At 67.4% G+C, this 15,012-nt stretch carries 14 protein-coding genes and 1 pseudogene; 5 read left to right on the top strand and 10 right to left on the bottom strand.

From position 1 onward, the window contains the following. Window positions 1–10: 10 nt before the first annotated feature. Genes hemW through N416_RS0103360 form a run of 3 tightly spaced genes read right to left on the bottom strand, consistent with a single transcriptional unit; the run spans window position 11 to window position 2,172 of the window. Window positions 11–1,192, bottom strand: a complete 1,182-nt coding sequence (hemW, locus tag N416_RS0103350) for a radical SAM family heme chaperone HemW (protein ID WP_024440719.1) — start codon at window positions 1,190–1,192, stop codon at window positions 11–13. 48 nt (window positions 1,193–1,240) lie between these two features. Beyond that, window positions 1,241–1,636: a transglycosylase family protein gene (locus tag N416_RS0103355; RefSeq protein WP_024440720.1), complete on the bottom strand. Its 396-nt coding sequence runs from the start codon at window positions 1,634–1,636 to the stop codon at window positions 1,241–1,243. Then, entirely contained in the window at window positions 1,633–2,172 is a 540-nt protein-coding gene (locus N416_RS0103360) for a hypothetical protein (RefSeq protein ID WP_024440721.1), read from the bottom strand. Before N416_RS0103360 ends, N416_RS0103355 begins: the two co-directional genes overlap by 4 nt. A gap of 118 nt (window positions 2,173–2,290) precedes the next feature. Between N416_RS0103360 and N416_RS24335 the strand changes: the two genes are divergently transcribed. The 4 genes from N416_RS24335 (at window position 2,291) to N416_RS0103375 (ending at window position 5,713) form a co-directional block, all read left to right on the top strand. Beyond that, a complete protein-coding gene (locus N416_RS24335) occupies window positions 2,291–2,461 on the top strand; it encodes an Ms4527A family Cys-rich leader peptide (protein WP_350223005.1) in 171 nt (56 codons plus the stop codon). Window positions 2,462–2,574: 113 nt separating this feature from the next. Next, entirely contained in the window at window positions 2,575–4,254 is a 1,680-nt protein-coding gene (locus N416_RS0103365; protein ID WP_024440722.1) for a nitrite/sulfite reductase, read from the top strand. Next, a complete protein-coding gene (locus N416_RS0103370; protein WP_024440723.1) occupies window positions 4,251–4,994 on the top strand; it encodes a phosphoadenylyl-sulfate reductase in 744 nt (247 codons plus the stop codon). Before N416_RS0103365 ends, N416_RS0103370 begins: the two co-directional genes overlap by 4 nt. Continuing rightward, window positions 4,973–5,713, top strand: coding sequence for a sirohydrochlorin chelatase (locus N416_RS0103375; protein ID WP_024440724.1), 741 nt, complete (start codon window positions 4,973–4,975; stop codon window positions 5,711–5,713). The genes N416_RS0103370 and N416_RS0103375 overlap by 22 nt, the downstream gene beginning before the upstream one ends. A 49-nt stretch (window positions 5,714–5,762) precedes the next feature. On the opposite strand, the gene N416_RS0103380 is transcribed toward N416_RS0103375, so the two are convergent. The 5 genes from N416_RS0103380 to N416_RS0103400 form a co-directional block, all read right to left on the bottom strand. Next, a complete protein-coding gene (locus N416_RS0103380; RefSeq protein WP_024440725.1) occupies window positions 5,763–6,800 on the bottom strand; it encodes a TOBE-like domain-containing protein in 1,038 nt (345 codons plus the stop codon). Further along, window positions 6,797–7,609 (bottom strand): sulfate ABC transporter permease subunit CysW, encoded by an 813-nt coding sequence (gene cysW, locus N416_RS0103385; protein WP_024440726.1) that lies wholly within the window; start codon window positions 7,607–7,609, stop codon window positions 6,797–6,799. The genes N416_RS0103380 and cysW overlap by 4 nt, the downstream gene beginning before the upstream one ends. Window position 7,610: 1 nt before the next feature. Continuing rightward, entirely contained in the window at window positions 7,611–8,462 is an 852-nt protein-coding gene (gene cysT, locus N416_RS0103390) for a sulfate ABC transporter permease subunit CysT (RefSeq protein WP_024440727.1), read from the bottom strand. Further along, window positions 8,459–9,442, bottom strand: a complete 984-nt coding sequence (locus tag N416_RS0103395; RefSeq protein ID WP_036457166.1) for an extracellular solute-binding protein — start codon at window positions 9,440–9,442, stop codon at window positions 8,459–8,461. The genes cysT and N416_RS0103395 overlap by 4 nt, the downstream gene beginning before the upstream one ends. A 405-nt stretch (window positions 9,443–9,847) precedes the next feature. Beyond that, complete coding sequence (locus N416_RS0103400) at window positions 9,848–10,045, bottom strand: hypothetical protein (protein ID WP_369797563.1); 198 nt, start codon at window positions 10,043–10,045, stop codon at window positions 9,848–9,850. 131 nt (window positions 10,046–10,176) lie between these two features. On the opposite strand from N416_RS0103400, the gene N416_RS0103405 reads away from it, so the two are divergent. After that, the gene (locus tag N416_RS0103405) at window positions 10,177–12,228 is read left to right on the top strand and encodes a glycoside hydrolase family 15 protein (protein ID WP_024440730.1); all 2,052 of its coding nucleotides are present in this window, start codon (window positions 10,177–10,179) and stop codon (window positions 12,226–12,228) included. Between the two features lie 25 nt (window positions 12,229–12,253). Here the strand turns inward: N416_RS0103405 and N416_RS0103410 are convergent, their stop codons facing one another. Both N416_RS0103410 and lepA read right to left on the bottom strand, forming a co-directional pair. Next, on the bottom strand, window positions 12,254–13,018 hold the full coding sequence (locus N416_RS0103410) for a sensor domain-containing protein (RefSeq protein ID WP_024440731.1): 765 nt from the start codon (window positions 13,016–13,018) through the stop codon (window positions 12,254–12,256). Beyond that, window positions 13,018–14,971: pseudogene (gene lepA, locus N416_RS0103415) on the bottom strand (translation elongation factor 4). Before lepA ends, N416_RS0103410 begins: the two are co-directional and overlap by 1 nt. Window positions 14,972–15,012 lie beyond the last annotated feature (41 nt).

Genomic DNA, 15,012 nt, shown 5'->3' on the forward strand with positions numbered 1-15,012 from the left:
CGGCGACCCGCTATCCCAGCAGGGAACGCACCACCGCGTCGGCCAGTAGCCGCCCGCGATCGGTCAGCACCAGCCGCGTGCCGTCGGTGTGCAGCAGCCCATCGCCGATCGCGGTCGCGGCGCGCTCGCGCTCCTGGGCATCCAGATCCGCCAGCGCCAGCCCATCGCGCAGCCGCAGCCGCAGCATCACGTCCTCGGTGTGCCGGTCGGCATCGGAGAGCTCTTCGAAGCCGGCCACCGGTAGTGCACCCTGCTCCAGCAGCTGCGCGTAGGTGTTGGGGTGCTTGACGTTCCACCAGCGCAGCGCGCCGTCGTAGCTGTGCGCGCCCGGCCCCGCACCCCACCATCGGCCGCCGTTCCAGTAGCCCATGTTGTGCCTGCAGGCCGCGCCGGGCCGGCACCAGTTGGACACCTCGTACCAGTCCATCCCCGCCGCCCGCAGCCGGCTGTCGACCAGCTCATAGCGATGCGCCGCCACATCGCCCTCGGGGGCGGGTAGCTCGCCCTGCCGCACCCGACGGGCCAGCGCGGTGCCGTCCTCCACGATCAGGCTGTAGGCCGAGACGTGATCCACACCCGCCTCGAGCGCGGCGTCCACCGAACGCAGCAGATCGTCATCGGTCTCGCCGGGGGTGCCGTAGATCAGGTCGATGTTGAGGTGCTCGAAGCCGGCGGCCCGCGCCTCGCGCGCCGCCGCGACCGGCCGCCCCGGCGAATGGATGCGGTCCAGGGTGGCCAGGACGCGCGGCGACACCGACTGCATGCCCAGCGACACTCGGGTGTAGCCGGCGGCAAGGATCGTCTCGAAAAACGCCGGCGACGTCGACTCGGGGTTCGCCTCGGTGGTGACCTCGGCCTCGTCAGCCAGACCGAAATGCTTCCGCACCTGGTCGAGCACGCGCGCCAGCCGCGGCCCGCCCAGCAGCGACGGCGTGCCGCCCCCGACGAAGACCGTGTCGGCCGGCCGGGGACCCAACCGGGCTGCGGCCAGTTCCAGTTCCCTGTCCAGCGCCGCTACCCAGGCGTCGGGGTTTGCGCCGCCGAGCTCCGCCGGGGTGTAGGTGTTGAAGTCGCAGTAGCCGCACCGGGTGAAACAGAACGGCACGTGCACGTACACCCCGAACTGGCCGTCGTGGCCGCGCCGGGCCGGCGCCACGTCGGGCAACGCTACGGCAGGCGGGGTCGGGGTCATGGGGCTCGATCATCCCACGACATCGCGGCGGCGCTGTTCGTCGGCGCCTCAGTCGGCCCGCGCGCCGGGCCCCGGGGTGTCCTGGTAGAGCGTCGTCACATAGTGGGCCAGCGAGCCGACCGGCGAGGCCGCACCGGCACCGCCGCGCGACACGCATCCCGACCACGCCCCCGGACCACGGTTGGCCATGATGCGCTTGGCGACGGCGATCTGCTGTTGCTTGGTGGCCTGCGAGGGCAGTCCCACCCCGCCGTTGGCGTCCCAGTCCGCGGCGCTGATCCGCAGCCCGCCGTAGCCGCCGTCGCCGGTATCGGCCGACCAGTTCCCGCCGGACTCGCAAAGGGCGATGGCTTCCCAGTCGATCGGGTCGGCGCCGGCCGCGCCGGACCATTCAGCGGCTCCGACCAGCAGCACGCCGACGGTCAGCGCTGTGAATTTCCTCATACCAACTCCACCTTGCTGGCCAGCCAGCGGCCGTCGACCTTGTCCATGGTCATCCGGATCCGGCTGTGGTCGAGCACCGGTTCGGGGTTGTCGGCGTTGCGCACCGCCTGGTCGACCAGCAGCACCACCACGGCGTGGCTGCGGTCGGCGCTTTTCAGCACAGCCTCGGCAACGTACCCGCGCGCCGTCGCCCTGTTGTCGATCAGTTGCTGACGCAGCTGCACGCTGGAGCGGGTGTGCATGGTCCGCAACTGGCCAGTCGATCCGTCGGTGATGTCGGCGAAATCGCGATCAACGTTGTCGGCGTCGATATTGCTCAGCCGCAACACATATGCCTCGGCGGCCTCCAGCGCCTGCCCACCGGCGAGATGGGTTTGGTAATGCTGGACCGCCAACCATCCGCCGCAACCGACGGTAGCCGCCAGCGTCGTCACGGCCAGCCAGCGGCGCAGCTGAGCACGGCCGCTCGTGCGCGGTGGCGGGCCGGCCACCGGCGGTGGTTCCCACGCCGGTTCCCATCCGAAGTCGACACTCACGTATCCCACCCGCCTTCCGATCGGCTACCTGTCCGCGGTGGCCCGACGCCGAGTGCCACCGCCCCCGAGCCGTTCCGATCCGCTCCCCCGGCTCGACCGCCGTAGCAGCGAGCACCAGATGAGTTTTGCTCACGCTGATCACAACTTTGCGCCGGTAAGGAAGATTTTCGGCATCCATGGCATAATCGGCGCTGTGACCGCCGCCTACTGCACCTCGTCCGGGGTTGCCTTGGTGGCTCGGCGGCATATCGATTTCAAGCGTGTCTGCAGCTGTCGCTGTCTGCCTTGATGTCGTAGAACCGCCCACCTGTATTTTCCAGCTGGCCGCCGGATCTGCGTCGCCGGTGACAGTCGCCGGTGAACCGCGCTCAATCCCGCCGGCTCCTCTTTGAAGGAGAATCCATGACCGCCACTCCGACTGCTCCCCCGAGCAGGGCAAAGCGCAGCGAAGCCCAATGGGCGCTCGGCGAGACCGAACCGGTCAACCACAACGAGCAGTTCAAGCAGGAAGACCCGGCGCTGAACGTGCAGGCCCGGATCGTCGATGTGTACTCCAAGCAGGGGTTCGACTCGATCGCCAAGGACGACCTGCGCGGCCGCTTCCGCTGGATGGGCCTCTACACCCAGCGCGAGCAGGGCTACGACGGCACCTTCACCGGCGACGAGAACGCCGACCTGCTGGAGGCCAAGTACTTCATGATGCGGGTGCGCTGCGACGGCAAGGCGCTATCGGCCGCCGCGATGCGGACACTGGGACAGATCTCGGTCGACTACGCCCGCAACACCGCCGACATCTCCGACCGCAACAACCTGCAATATCACTGGATCGAGATCGAGAAGGTCCCAGAGATCTGGGACCAGCTCGACGCGGTCGGGCTGCAGACCATCGAGGCCTGCGGCGACTGCCCGCGTGGCCTGCTCGGGTCTCCGCTGGCCGGTGAATCGCTCGACGAGGTGCTCGACCCGTCCCCCGCACTCGACGAGATCGTCCGCCGATACATCGGCAACCCGGAATTCGCCAACCTGCCACGCAAGTTCAAGACCGCCGTCTCCGGTCTGCCGGACGTCGCCCATGAGATCAACGACATCTCCTTCATCGGCGTCAACCACCCCGAGCACGGCCCCGGCCTGGACCTGTGGGTCGGCGGTGGCCTGTCCACGAACCCGATGCTGGCTCAGCGCCTGGGCGCCTGGGTGCCGCTGGATGAGGTGCCCGATGTCTGGGAGGCCGTCACGAGCCTGTTCCGCGACTACGGCTACCGCCGGCTGCGGTCCAAGGCCCGGCTGAAGTTCCTGGTCAAGGACTGGGGAGTCGAGAAGTTCCGCGAAGTTCTCGAGACCGAGTACCTCAAGCGCCCGCTGATCGACGGGCCGGCACCCGAGCAGCACACCGCGACCGTCGACCACGTCGGGGTGCAGAAGACCCGCAACGGCCACAACGCGGTCGGGGTGGCCCCGATCTCGGGCCGGGTGAACGGTGCCACGCTGCTCAAGGTGGCGGAATTGATGGAGCAGGTCGGTTCCGACCGGGCCCGGTTCACGCCGTACCAGAAGCTGGTCATCCTCGACGTTCCCGACGACAAGGTCGACGGCCTGGTGGCGGAGCTGGACGCGCTGGGCCTGCCGGCCAATCCGTCGCCGTGGCGACGCAACCTGATGGCCTGCACAGGACTGGAGTTCTGCAAGCTGTCGTTCGTCGAGACCCGGGTGCGGGCCCAGAGCCTGGTCCCCGAACTCGAGCAACGCCTCGACGACCTCAACGCCGTCCTGGACGTGCCGGTCACGGTCAACATCAACGGCTGCCCGAACTCGTGCGCCCGCATCCAGGTCGCCGACATCGGGTTCAAGGGCCAGATGATCGACGACGGCAACGGCAATTCGGTCCCCGGCTTCCAGGTGCACCTCGGCGGCAGCCTGGGCGCCGACAGCGGGTTCGGCCGCAAGCTGCGTCAGCACAAGGTCTACAGCGACGAACTCGGCGACTACATCGAACGGGTGGTGCGCAACTTCATCAAACAACGCAGCGCCGGTGAGCGTTTCGCGCAGTGGGCGGTGCGCGCCGAAGAAGACGATCTGCGATGAGGCCGCACAGCGAAGCGGAGTTGCGCGAGCTGGCCGCCAAGGGCGCGGCCGAACTCGACGGCGCCAGCGCCACCGAGCTGCTGGAGTGGACGGATGCGAATTTTGGCGGGGTGAACGGGCTCGACGCTTCGGGCCGACCCGCCTCCGCCAGCAACTACGTGGTGGCCTCCAACATGGCCGACGCGGTGCTGGTGGATCTGGCGGCTAAGGTCCGCGCGGGGGTTCCGGTGCTGTTCCTCGACACCGGCTACCACTTCGCCGAGACCATCGGCACCCGCGACGCGGTGGAGTCGATGTACGACATCCAGTTGGTCAACGTCACCCCGGAGCAGACCGTCGCGGAGCAGGACGCGGCCCACGGTAAAGACCTGTTCGGGTCCAATCCGGCGCTGTGCTGCCGGTTGCGCAAGGTCGAGCCGCTGTCGCGTACCCTGCGCAACTACTCGGCGTGGGTCACCGGGCTGCGTCGGGTGGAAGCGCCAACGCGTGCCAACGCACCGCTGATCAGCTTCGACGAGCAGTTCGGGCTGGTGAAGGTCAACCCGATCGCGGCGTGGTCCGACGAGGAGTTCGACGCGTACATCGCCGCAAACAATGTGCTGGTCAACCCACTGATCGATGACGGTTACCCATCGATCGGCTGCGCGCCGTGCACGGTCAAGCCGGCGGCCGGAGCCGATCCGCGCAGCGGACGCTGGGCCGGCCTGGCCAAGACCGAATGCGGGCTCCACGCCTCGTGACCACCACGCTGGTGCTGACCGCACACGGCAGCCGGGATCCGCGCGCGGCGGCCAACACTCGCGCGATCGCGGGGCACCTGCGCCGGGTGGCGCCCGAACTCGCCGTGCGCGTGGCGTTCTGCGAACACAGCTCCCCCAACCTGAGCGATGTGCTGCGCGAGACCAGCCACGCCGGCGGTGACACCATCGTCGCCCCCCTGCTGTTGGCCAGCGCCTACCACGCCCGCGTCGATATTCCGGCGATGATCGCGGAGTCCGGCGTCGCCGTGCGGGTCGCTTCGACGCTGGGCGAGGACAGCCGCCTGGTGCAGGTTCTCGGCGAACGCCTGTCGAGCGCCGGGGCTTCGCGATTCGACCCGGAGCTGGGTGTGGTGGTGGTCGCGGTGGGCTCGTCGCGTCCGGTGGCCAACGCGCAGACCGCCACGATCGCAGCCCCGTTGTCTCGCGGAACGCGTTGGGCCGGAGTGGAAGTCGCCTTCGCCACTGAGGGCCCCCAGCCGTCGGTGCCGGAAGCCGTCGAACGGTTGCGGGCACGCGGTGCCACCAAGCTGATGATCGCTCCGTGGTTCTTGGCCAACGGCAGGATCACCGACCGGGTCGCCGCCTACGCCGCACAGGTGGGAATCCCGATAGCCGAGCCGCTCGGCGCGCACCGCCTGGTGGCCGCGACCGTGCTGGACCGAGTGGAGGCCGCGCTGGCCACCGAGCTGGCTGCCTGATCGGGTCTATGACCACGTGCCGGTCACAGCCCGGACACATCTGGCGCCGCTACGCCGGCACCGCCGGCGCTCCCACTGCCGCCACGTCACTCAACGGAGGCACCCGGGTGGCGCGCACGTAGACGGTGTCCCCCTCGGCCAGCGCGAGCGCTTCGGCATCGCCGCGGGTGATCTGGGCGGTGAACGGCACTCCGGTGGCGGCGTTGGTGAGCTCGACCCGCACCTCGAAGCCCAGCGCCACCACCCGGTCGACGATGGCGCGCAGCACCCCGACCCCGTCGGCACCGTCTACCGTCGCGGCGGACACCGCCATGTCCGGGGTGCGGCCGACCCGGATGTCGTGCGGGCGGACCAAAGCACCGTTGAGTGAAGACACCGCGCCCAAGAACGACATCACGAACGCGTTCGCCGGAGCGTCGTAGACCTCGGTCGGGGTGCCGAGCTGCTCGATACGGCCCTGGTTCAGCACGGCGATCCGGTCCGCGACGTCCAGCGCCTCGGCCTGATCGTGGGTGACCAGCACCGTGGTGACATGCACCTCGTCGTGCAGCCGGCGCAGCCAGGCCCGCAGGTCTTCGCGCACCTTGGCGTCCAGCGCCCCGAACGGCTCGTCGAGCAGCAACACCTGCGGGTCCACCGCGAGGGCACGCGCCAGGGCCATCCGCTGACGCTGACCGCCGGACAACTGGTTGGGATAGCGGGTCTGAAAACCGCTGAGTCCCACCACTTCCAGCAGGTTGTCGACCTTTTCCTTGATCTCTGCCTTGGGCCGCTTGCGAATCTTGAGCCCGAACGCCACGTTGTCGCGCACCGTCATGTGCTTGAAAGCCGCGTAGTGCTGAAAGACGAATCCGATCCCGCGCCGCTGCGGCGGCACACCGGTGACGTCGACCCCGTTGATGGTGACCGTTCCGCTGTCCGGGTGATCCAGGCCGGCGATGGCCCGCAGCAGCGTCGACTTACCCGAGCCGCTGGGGCCCAGCAGCGCCGTCAGCGAACCCGACGGGACCGCGAAGTCGACGTTATCCAACGCGACGAAGTCGCCGTAGCGCTTGTTCGCCCCACGCACCGTGATTGCGTTGCTCATTTGTCTCCCTTTCCGGCCCGAACGTCGAGCACCACCTGAACGATCAAGACCAACACCGACACTGTCATCAGCAGCGTGGACAAGGCGTAGGCGCCGTATTCGGCGCCGCGGTTGTAGCGGTCAGACACCAGCAGCGTCAGCGTCTGGGATTTTCCGGGCAGGTTCGACGACACGATCAACACCGCGCCGTACTCGCCGAGGGTGCGCGCCACCGTCAGCACGATCCCGTACGTCAACCCCCAACGGATCGACGGCAGCGTGATCCGCCAGAACGTCTGCCACCAGCTCGAGCCCAGCGTGGCCGACGCCTCTTCCATGTCGGTGCCCAGTTCGTGCAGCACCGGTTCGACTTCCCGGATCACGAACGGCAGCGTGACGAAGATGCTGGCCAGCACGATGCCGGGCAGACCGAAGATGATCTTGAAGCCCCAGTCGTTCTCGACGAAGCCCAACAGCCCCGCCGATCCCCACAGCACGACCAGCGCCACACCGACGATCACCGGAGAGACCGCGAAGGGCAGGTCGATAATCGCCTGCAGTGCGCCCTTGCCGCGGAATTTATTGCGCGCCAACACCAATGCGGTCGGAATGCCGAAGATGACGTTCAGCGGCACCACGATGGCCACCACCAGCAGCGACAGCTGCAGCGCTGAGATGGCAGCCGGGGTGGAGATGTAGTCGAAGAACTGCCCGAACCCGGGCGCGAAGCTGCGCCACAGGATCAGCGACACCGGGACGACCAACAGCAGCCCCACGTAGGCCACCGCCAGGAACCGGAACAGATAGCGGAATTTTCGTGTCGACGTCATATCAGGACCTCTCCTGCCGCTTGCTCACGCGCGATCCCAGCACCCGCAACGCGAGCAGCACCAGGAAGGAAACCGCGAGCAGCACCAACGAGATCGCCGCCGCCCCGGTCCGGTCGTCGTTCTCGATCAGGGTGCGGATCCACTGCGAGGAAACCTCGGTCTTACCGGGCACCGCGCCACCGATCAACACCACCGAGCCGAACTCGCCGATCGCCCGGGAGAACGCCAGTCCCGCCCCCGTCAACAATGCCGGAGTCAGCGCCGGCAGCACCACGGCGCGGAAGATGGTCAGCCCGGAGGCACCCAGCGACGCGGCCGCTTCCTCGACCTCCCGGTCGATCTCCAGCAGCACCGGTTGCACCGACCGCACCACAAAGGGCAGCGTGACGAACGCCAACGCCAGGCCGACGCCCCAGGCGGTGTGCTGCAGGTGCACGTGCACCGGGCTGGCGGGGCCGTAGAGCGCCAGCATCACCAGGCTCGCGACGATGGTGGGCAACGCGAACGGCAGATCGATGATCACATCGATGAAGCGCTTGCCAAAGAAGTCGTCGCGCACCAGAACCCACGCGATCAACAGGCCGAACACCAGGTTGAGCACGGTGACGCCGGCCGCGATCGTCAGCGTCACCCGGAACGACTGCAGTGCCGCGTGCGAGGTGACCGCCAACTCGAAGGCGCGCCATCCGCCGCCGCCGGCCTGCCAGGCGATCGCTGACAGCGGCGCCAACACGATCAGCGACAGCCACACCGTGGCGGCACCGACGCGCAGCGACACCCCTTCACGCCGGAACCTGGAGTGCGACCCGCCGTCGCCGAGCCGAGTCTCCTCGGTGACCGGTACGGCGCTCATCCGGTGACCCGGGTGTAGATCTTGGTGATGGCGCCGTTCGACTTGTCGAAGAGCGAGTTGTCGACAACGTCCCACCCGCCGAGATCGGCGATGGTCCACAGCTTGTCGGGATCCGGGAACGCGTTTCGGAATTCCTCGGCGATGCTCGGGTCGGCCGGACGGAACCCGGCTTCGGCCCACAGCCGCTGCGCCGCCGACGTGTACTGGAAATTCTTGAACGCGGTGACGGTGTCAAGGTGGCGACTGGAGGTCACCACAGCCAACGGGTTTTCGATCTTGAAGGTCTGCGACGGGTTGACGTGCTCCACCGGCTTGCCCTTGCGCTCGACCGCGATAGCCTCGTTCTCATAGCTGATCAGCACGTCGCCACTGCCCTGCAGGAACACGTCGGTGGCTTCGCGACCGGAGCCCGGGCGCAGCTTGAAATGGTCACCGACCAGCTTCTCGATGAAGTCCAGGCCGGCCTGCGGGTTCTTGCCTCCCTCGCTCTTGACGGCGTAAGGAGCCAGCAGATTCCATTTGGCAGATCCAGAACTCAGCGGGCTGGGGCTGATCACCTCGACCCCGGGCCGCAATAGGTCGTCCCAGTCGTTGATGTGCTTGGGGTTGCCCTGCCGCACTACCAAAGTCACCACCGAACCGAACGGGATACCCCTGGTGACATCGGCGTTCCAGTCCTCGGCGACCTTGCCGGCCTTCACCAATCGGGTGACGTCGGGTTCCACCGAGAAGTTCACGATGTCAGCGGGTTTGCCGCTGGCGACCCCGCGGGACTGATCGCCCGATGCGCCATATGAGGTGACGACCTGAACGTCGGCGCCCTCCTCGGTGTTGTAGAAGGCTGGGATCACCTTGCTCCAGCCGGGTTCCGGAACCGCGTATGCCACCAGCGTCAGGGTGGTGTGCGCTTCGGAGCGCTCGCCACCTCCGACGACATCGCTGGGTCCGCCGCCACACCCGGCGAGTGTGGTGACTGCCATGGCGGTGGCCAGGGCCAGCGCGATGCTCCGCGCGATGGTGTTGGGCATTGATGACCTTTCGGGCGATCCGTATCGACGTCGGCAAGAATGCTTGTCCGTCGGATCGCGAAAGGCGTTCGATTCTCCAGAACGTGCGTCAACAAAGACGACACCGGTACGCCGACGGGTGCGGTATCAGCGACAACAGTGCAGGTCGGCCACAGCGGAAGTGATCACGGCGAGCTTCGGGAACGCCAAAAACTGGCGCTGCCGGTCACCGGTCGCTGCGAACATGCGGGGAAGCATAACAGAGGCCGGGGCGGGCAGCGTCCAGCCCGGTGCAGCGGGCCTAGCGGGTCAGCAACCAGCTGACGATCACCAGCACAATCAGCCCGACCAGCACCAACGTCACCTGCGAACGAGGCATCAGCGGACCCCACCGTCGCGACCGTGCCGGACTCGTTCCCGCACCCGAATTCCCTCTCCCAGCACCGCGTCCAGCGCCGAGGCAAGACCGTAGGCCAGCAACAGCACCACCGGCATCACCACCGCGGTCTGTACCACGAAACCGAGGCCCGACAGCCACAGCTCAACACCGTCCCACCAGCCCAGGAAGCCCACCACCCCCATAACCTTAGCGGCGATCGCAAGTGCGGCGAAGCGGGTCGCCGCCGTGGCCGTGGCGAGCCTGCGGCCGGAGCCACGATCGGCCGATCCGGGTAGACGTGCGGCATGCCGCCAGAGATGATGACGGCATGGACCTGCACACCCCGCCGGGCGATGCACCCGCCAAGACCGCCTCGGAGACCCCCGCGTCCACCGGAGGCACCAGCACCGCGGCTCCGACGCCACCCCCGTTGTCGGCGACCGCCCCAGTGCCGTATGCGGCGACACCGAGTTCGGTCCGCAATCCGTTTCCCCCGATCGCCGACTACGCGTTTCTGTCGGACTGCGAGAACACCTGCCTGATCTCGGCAGCGGGATCGGTGGAGTGGATGTGCCTGCCGCGCCCGGACTCCCCCAGCGTCTTCGGTGCGCTGTTGGACCGCAGCGCCGGACATTTCCGGCTCGGGCCCTACGGGGTGTCGGTGCCCGCGGCCCGCCGCTACCTGCCCGGAAGTCCGATCATGGAAACCACGTGGCAGACCCACACCGGCTGGCTGATCGTGCGGGACGCGCTGGTGATGGGCAAATGGCACGACATCGACGCACGATCGCAGACTCACCGGCGCACCCCCACCGACTGGGACGCCGAGCACATCCTGCTGCGCACGGTGCGTTGCGTCAGTGGCACCGTCGAGCTGACCATGAGCTGCGAGCCGGCGTTCGACTATCACCGCACCAGCGCCACCTGGGAATACTCGGCCAACGCCTACGGCGAGGCGATCGCGCGGGCCCGGCAGAATCCGGATGCCCATCCGACCCTGCGATTGACAACGAATCTGCGGCTGGGACTGGAGGGCCGTGAAGCCCGGGCCCGCACCCGGCTGACCGAGGGCGATGACGTCTTCGTGGCCTTGAGCTGGTCGAAACACCCCGCGCCGCAAAGCTATGCCGAAGCCGCAGACAAGATGTGGAACACCACCGAATGCTGGCGGCAATGGATCAACATCGGCAACTTCCCCGACCATCCGTGGCGCTCGTACCTGCAGCGCAGCGCGCTGACGCTGAAGGGTCTGACGTACTCGCCGACCGGGGCACTGCTGGCTGCGCCCACCACATCGCTGCCGGAAACGCCTCAGGGCGAACGGAATTGGGACTACCGATACAGCTGGGTGCGCGACTCGGCATTCACGCTGTGGGGCCTGTACACACTGGGCCTAGACCGCGAGGCCGACGACTTCTTCTCGTTCATCGCCGACGTGTCCGGCGTGAACAACGGACAACAACACCCGTTGCAGGTGATGTACGGCGTCGGCGGGGAGCATGAACTGGTCGAGCAGGAGTTGGACCACCTGTCCGGCTACGACAACGCCCGTCCGGTGCGAATCGGCAATGGCGCCTACAACCAGCAACAGCACGACATCTGGGGCACCATGCTGGACTCGGTCTACCTGCACGCCAAGTCTCGCGAGCAGATCCCAGAAACCCTGTGGCCGGTGCTGAAACGTCAGGTGGAAGAGGCCATCAAGCACTGGCGCGAACCCGACCGAGGCATCTGGGAGGTGCGCGGCGAACCGCAGCACTTCACCTCGTCGAAGGTGATGTGCTGGGTGGCGCTGGACCGCGGGTCGAAACTGGCCGAACTGCAGGGCGCGGTCTCCTACGCCAAGCAGTGGCGGGCGATCGCCGAGGAGATCAAGGCCGACGTGCTGGCCAACGGAGTGGATTCCCGCGGCGTGCTGACCCAGACTTACGGCAGCACCGCACTGGACGCATCGTTGCTGCTGGTGGTGCTGACCCGCTTCCTGCCGGCCGACGATCCGCGGGTGCGCGCCACCGTCATGGCGATCGCCGAAGAACTCACCGAAGACGGCCTGGTGCTGCGCTATCGCACCGAGGAGACCGACGACGGGCTGTCCGGCGCCGAGGGCACCTTCACCATCTGCTCGTTCTGGCTGGTATCGGCACTGGTGGAGATCGGCGAGGTGAGCCGGGCCAAGCACCTGTGTGAGCGGCTGCTGTCGTTCGCCAGCCCGTTGCATCTCTACGCCGAGGAGATCGAGCCCCGCACCGGCCGGCACTTGGGCAACTTCCCGCAGGCCTTCACCCACCTGGCGCTGATCAACGCGGTCGTCCACGTGATTCGGGCCGAGGAGGAGGCCGACTCCACCGGCGGTTTCCAGCCCGCGAACGCGCCGATGTAGTGCGCTTGTCACGCCGGTCCCGCCTCTACCCGCTGATGTTGCGCACCTTGTCCAACATCGCGCGGGCCAGGTCAGCGGCGGTGCTGTCCCCCGCAGGTGGCGCCCCCGAGTGTTCCTCCTCGTCGACGAACCAGAACACGTCGACATCGACGACACAGTTCACCCGCGCCGCGAGCGCCCGCGAAACCCGTAGTCCCGCCTCGCCATCCACGCTGGTTCGCACCGTGGCCACCAATACCGCGTCCTGGTCGGAGACGTCGGTGATCTCACCGCTGGCCTCGTCGTCAGTCCCGCTGTCCCGCGTCACCACTACCCCGTCACAGCTGCCCCACTGCTGAGCGAACTTCTCGAAGAGCGCGTCGGCGTCTGCGGAACTGTCCAGCGCGATCACCGCCTCGGCCACCCCGGTCAGCGGCGAATCCTCGTCGCTTGAGCTGTCCCAGAACTCGTGGGCCACGTCGCGCACCGTCGCGACGCTGTAAACGCTGCGCTGGCCGCCCACCGCTGCACCGACGCAGTCTCCCGGCTCCGCCGATGCCCAGGCGTCGGGCAGATCGTCGAGGCCGCCGAACCGCGGCGGCAGGGTGAGATCACTGCGGAAAGGCCGGCCGGTCAGCTTCGACAGCTCTGAGTCGTCGAGCAGGACCTGACGGACCGCCATCCCGGTCACGGGCGTCGGCGCCAATCCGGGGGCGGGCCGGACGGTTCCGGCAACCACCGTGGTGCACCCACCGGCCAACAGCGCGACTGCCGCAGCGCCCGCCGCGACTGCGCCTGCCCGGACGGCCACTACTTCTTGGCCTTATCCCCGGCAGAGCCCCCACTGTCGGTCGACAGCGCCGCGACGAACGCCTCCTGCGGCACGTCGACCCGGCCGATGGTCTTCATCCGCTTCTTGCCCTCTTTCTGCTTCTCCAGCAGTTTGCGCTTACGGGTGATGTCACCGCCGTAGCACTTGGACAGCACGTCCTTACGGATGGCCCGGATGTTTTCGCGGGCAATGATTCTCGAGCCGATCGCGGCCTGCACCGGAACTTCGAACTGCTGACGCGGAATCAGTTCCTTGAGCTTGGTGGTCATCTTGTTGCCGTAGGCCGAAGCCGAGTCTTTGTGGACGATCGCACTGAACGCGTCCACCGCCTCGCCCTGCAGCAGGATGTCGACTTTGACCAAGTCGGCCTCCTGCTCGCCGGCCTCTTCGTAGTCCAGGCTGGCGTAGCCCCGCGTGCGCGACTTCAGCGAATCGAAAAAGTCGAAGATTATCTCGCCCAACGGCATCGTGTAGCGCAGTTCGACACGTTCCGGAGAGAGGTAGTCCATGCCGCCGAGTTCCCCACGGCGAGACTGGCACAGTTCCATGATGGTGCCGACGAACTCGCTCGGGGCGATCACGGTGGTCTTGACGACCGGCTCAAAGACGGTGCGGATCTTGCCTTCCGGCCAGTCCGACGGGTTGGTGACGACGATCTCGCTGTTGTCTTCAGCGATCACCCGGTAGACAACGTTGGGCGAGGTTGAGATCAGGTCGAGGTTGAACTCGCGTTCCAGCCGCTCTCGGGTGATCTCCATGTGCAGCAGGCCCAGGAAGCCGCACCGGAAGCCGAAGCCCAATGCCACCGAGGTTTCCGGCTCGTAGGTCAGGGCAGCATCGTTGAGCTGCAGTTTGTCCAGCGCCTCGCGCAGGTTCGGGTAGTCAGACCCGTCGACCGGGTAGAGCCCGGAATAAACCATCGGCTTGGGCTCGCGGTATCCGGTGAGCGCCTCGGTGGCCCCGCCCCGGGCAGTGGTGACGGTGTCGCCGACCTTCGATTGACGCACGTCCTTCACACCGGTGATCAAGTAACCCACCTCGCCCACGCCAAGGCCCTTGGTGGCCTTGGGTTCCGGGGAGACGATGCCGACCTCGAGCAGCTCGTGGGTGGCACCGGTGGACATCATCGCGATCTTCTCGCGAGGGGTGATCTTGCCATCGACGACCCGGACATACGTGACCACTCCGCGGTAGATGTCATAGACGGAGTCGAAGATCATCGCCCGTGCCGGCGCGTCGGCGTCGCCGGTGGGCGCCGGCACCTGCTTCACCACTTCGTCGAGCAACTCGGCCACGCCTTCGCCGGTCTTACCGGAGACTTTCAGCACGTCTTCGGGCTCGCACCCGATGATGTGGGCCAGTTCCGCGGCGTAACGCTCCGGGTCGGCCGCGGGCAGGTCGATCTTGTTGAGCACCGGGATGATCGTGAGCTCACGGTCCAGCGCCAGGTACAGGTTCGCCAGGGTCTGGGCTTCGATGCCCTGGGCGGCGTCGACCAGCAGAATGGCGCCCTCGCAGGCCTCCAGCGCGCGCGACACCTCGTAGGTGAAGTCGACGTGACCGGGGGTGTCGATCAGGTGCAGCACGTAGTCGCCGGCTTCAGCTCCGTTACGCGGGCCCGTCTCCGGGTCGTCCTTGACCGTCCAGGGCAGCCGAACGTTCTGCGCCTTGATGGTGATGCCGCGTTCCCGCTCGATGTCCATTCGGTCCAGGTACTGGGCACGCATCGATCGGTCGTCGACGACGCCGGTGAGCTGCAGCATCCGGTCGGCCAGGGTGGATTTGCCATGGTCGATGTGGGCGATGATGCAGAAGTTCCGTATCTGCGCCGGCGCGGTGAAGGTCTGGTCGGCGAAACTGCTGATGGGGATCTCCTGGTGAGGCGAGTTGTGGCGTTACCAGGGTATCGAGTCGAGCCGGTGCGGACCCAATCGCACCGGCCCGGGGCCACCCCGCCGGCGCCGTCGCATGTG

The organism is Mycobacterium sp. UM_WGJ, from assembly GCF_000455125.1.
Lineage (GTDB): Bacteria > Actinomycetota > Actinomycetes > Mycobacteriales > Mycobacteriaceae > Mycobacterium.